Raw genomic sequence first — 3,256 nt, forward strand, 5'->3', positions numbered from 1 at the left:
CCGGCAATAACACCCCGGCCCCGGCGGCCGCCCACCAAGGGGCCGCCCACCGCTTCCGCCCCCCCCGGGCCCCGCCCCCCGCGGGGGGGGGGCGGCCCCGGGGCGTTCCAGGACGTGCCAGGGCGCCTCAGGCGTCGGCGGGGGTGCACGCGCCGATGGCGCGGCCGGCCTCGACGGAGGCGCGCTGGGCGTCGCCGGCCCGGATGGCGTCGAGGATGGTGGCGTGGCCGATGTAGCGCTCGGCGATCAGCTCGGGGCCGACGTCGTGCCGCAGGTGGGCGCGGGTGACCTCGCCGAGGTCGGCGTAGACGGCGGCCAGCACGTCGTTGTGGGCGGCGGCGACGACGGCCTGGTGGAACGCGGCGTCGGCCTGGATGAAGTCCTCGGCGTCGCCGGAGTGCCAGGCGCTCTCGCGGCGGCCCAGTGCGGCGTCCAGCAGGCCGAGGTCGCGGTCGGTGCGGCGGGCCGCGGCGAGGCCGGCCGCGGAGGTCTCCAGGGCGGCCCGCAGCTCGGCGACCTGCGCCTGGTCGGCGTCGGCGAAGCGGCGGTGCATGACCCCGGCCAGCTCGCTGGTGGCGAGCACGTAGGTGCCGGAGCCCTGGCGGATGTCGAGCAGCCCGTTGTGGGCGAGGGCGCGGACGGCCTCGCGGACGGTGTTGCGGGCGACGCCGAGCTGTTCGACGAGTGCGGCCTCGGTGGGGATGCGTGAGCCGACGGGCCACTCTCCGGAGGTGATCTGGGCGCGCAGCTGCGCGATCACCTGGTCGGACAGCGGGGTGCGCCTCGGCGAGGACAGCGCCACGGGTACTCCTTGCGGCTACGGTTCGATGGACGGGGCCGGCGGGTGGGAGGGCCGGCGTCCGGTGGGGGTGCGGGTCGGCACATCATGCCAATTCGAAGGTGCGCCAATTCATCCCATCATTCTATGATGGTGCCCATGCCTCCCGCAGCAGACACCACCGCCTCCCCACGAACCGAGGCCCGGCCGCAGACCGAGCGGCCCTCCACGCCCTCCTCCGGCAAGCACCTGGTCTGGCTGTTCGCCATCGCGATCGCCGCCGCCGCCTTCAACCTGCGCCCCGTGGTCACCAGCCTCGGACCGCTGCTCGACCAGGTCCGCGCCGACCTCGGGATGAACCCGACGCTCGCCGGGCTGCTCACCGCCGTCCCGTCGCTCTGCTTCGGCCTGTTCGGCTTCGCCGCGCCCTCGATGGCCCGGCGGATCGGCCCGATCGCCGTGATCACCGCCGGCATGGGCGCGATCACCCTGGGCGTGCTCTCCCGCTCCTTCGCCGGCGGCACCGCGGTGTTCCTGCTGCTGACCGCGCTCGCACTGGCCGGCGTGGCGGTCTCCAACGTGCTGATCCCGGTGGTGATCAAGCGCTACTTCCCGGACAAGGTCGGTCCGATGATCGGCCTGTACTCGATGGCGCTGTCGGCCGGCACCGCGCTGGCCGCCGCCGTCACCGTGCCGATGACCAGCGCGCTCGGCGGCGACTGGCGCTACGGCCTGGGCGTCTGGGCCGGTCTCGCCGCGCTGGCCCTGCTGCTCTGGCTCCCGGTGCTGCTGACCAAGCGCGAGCGCGGCGAGCGCGCGGGCGGGGCGGCCGCCGCCAGGCTGCCGATCACCCGCAGCCGGACGGCCTGGGCGATGGCCTGCTTCTTCGGCCTCCAGGCCACCGGCGCCTACGTGGTGATGGGCTGGATGCCGAAGATCTTCCAGGACGCCGGAGTCGACAAGGGTACCTCCGGGGTGCTGCTCGCGGTGACCATGGTGATCGGCGTGCCGGTCTCCTTCGTGCTGCCCAACCTGGCTGCCCGCCGCGGCGACCAGCGGCTGTTCGTCGTCGTGCTGGCCGCCTGCGGCATCGCCGGGTACGCCGGGCTGGCGCTGGCCCCGGCCGGCGCGTCGTGGCTCTGGGCGGTCCTGGTGGGCCTGTCCAACTGCGCCTTCCCGCTGGTGCTGACGATGATCGGGCTGCGCGCCCGCACCGCCGGCGGGGTCGCCCAGCTCTCCGCCTTCGCCCAGGGCGTCGGCTACCTGATCTCCATCCCCGGCCCGATCCTGATCGGCCGGATCTACCAGATGACCGGTGAGTGGTACGGCCCGCTGGGCTTCCTGGCACTGCTGCTGGTGCCGCAGATGCTGTTCGGCCTGCGGGCCGCGATGGCCCGGCACATCGAGGACGAGGCGGTCCACCCCGTGGCGCAGGTCAAGGCCTGACCAAGGGCCGGCCAACCCCGAGGGGTCGGTGACCGACGGGCGTGTTCGGGGTGGAAGAATCCCGGACATGCCCGTTCTCGATCCCAACCCGACCGACGGCCGCAAGCAGCTCGGCCAGATCGCCCTGGCGATCGCCGGCATCGTGGTGCTGGTGGCGATCATCGCCTCCGTCGCCGCCGCCATAGGCTGATCCGGTCCATCCCCCCCCGCGCACAACCGCCGCTCATCGGCCACCCCCCGTTTATCGGAAGGGCCGGACGAACGGCGGATGATGACACCCGCCACCCCTGCGAGTGGCGGCATCCGGGAGCATCGCGCCCCGGAGCGGCTTTTCTGCCAAGCTTGCTGGGTATGAGCGCCGACACGTCCCGCAGGATCATCGTTCTCCGCCATGCCAAGGCCGACTGGCCCAACGGCGTGGACGACCACGAGCGGCCGCTGGCCGACCGGGGCCGTCACCAGGCCCCGGACGCCGGCCGCTGGCTGGTCGACTCCGGCATCAACCCCGAGTACGTGCTCTGCTCCACCGCGCTGCGCACCCGCGAGACGTGGAAGCTGGCGGCGCACGAGCTGCCGAAGCGGGCCCGCAAGACCGTGTACGAGGACCGGATCTACGAGGCCAGCCCCGGCGAGATCATCGCCGTCCTCCAGGAGACCCCGGAGGAGTACGCGGACGTGGTGCTGGTCGGGCACAACCCCGGCGTGCTGGGCCTGACCCAGGTGCTGGCCGGGGACGCGGGCGACCGGGACGCGCTGGAGCGGCTGCGGCTCGGCGGCTTCCCGACGGCGGCGATCGCGGTGCTCAGCTTCAGCGGCTCGTGGAAGGGCGTCGAGCCGGGCGCGGCCGCGCTGGTCTCGTACTACACGCCGCAGGACTGACCCGGTACGGAGCTCCGGGTTCCGTACGGCTTCGGGCTTCCGGCTCCGGGTTCCGGCTTCGGGCTTCCGGCTCCGGGCTTCGGGCTTCGATGACGACGAGGGGCGGGGGGGGGCCGGGGGGGCGCGCCCCCCGCGGGGGGCGCGGCCGCGGCT

General features: G+C 74.0%; 4 protein-coding genes. 3 read left to right on the forward strand and 1 reads right to left on the reverse strand.

Annotation, left to right across the window (positions count from 1 at the left end; genetic code table 11):
- Positions 1-127: 127 nt before the first annotated feature.
- Positions 128-802, reverse strand: a complete 675-nt coding sequence (locus ACFV6I_RS17380; RefSeq protein ID WP_350887659.1) for a FadR/GntR family transcriptional regulator — start codon at positions 800-802, stop codon at positions 128-130.
- A gap of 135 nt (positions 803-937) precedes the next feature.
- Between ACFV6I_RS17380 and ACFV6I_RS17385 the strand changes: the two genes are divergently transcribed.
- From ACFV6I_RS17385 to ACFV6I_RS17395, 3 genes are all read left to right on the forward strand, one after another.
- Positions 938-2,224, forward strand: coding sequence for an MFS transporter (locus tag ACFV6I_RS17385; protein ID WP_079135934.1), 1,287 nt, complete (start codon positions 938-940; stop codon positions 2,222-2,224).
- A 67-nt stretch (positions 2,225-2,291) separates the two neighbouring features.
- The gene (locus ACFV6I_RS17390) at positions 2,292-2,414 is read left to right on the forward strand and encodes an SGM_5486 family transporter-associated protein (protein WP_279634939.1); all 123 of its coding nucleotides are present in this window, start codon (positions 2,292-2,294) and stop codon (positions 2,412-2,414) included.
- A 161-nt stretch (positions 2,415-2,575) separates the two neighbouring features.
- Entirely contained in the window at positions 2,576-3,103 is a 528-nt protein-coding gene (locus ACFV6I_RS17395) for a histidine phosphatase family protein (RefSeq protein WP_063349631.1), read from the forward strand.
- The last annotated feature ends 153 nt before the right edge of the window (positions 3,104-3,256 follow it).

This window comes from Kitasatospora sp. NPDC059803, from assembly GCF_042732255.1.
GTDB lineage: Bacteria > Actinomycetota > Actinomycetes > Streptomycetales > Streptomycetaceae > Kitasatospora.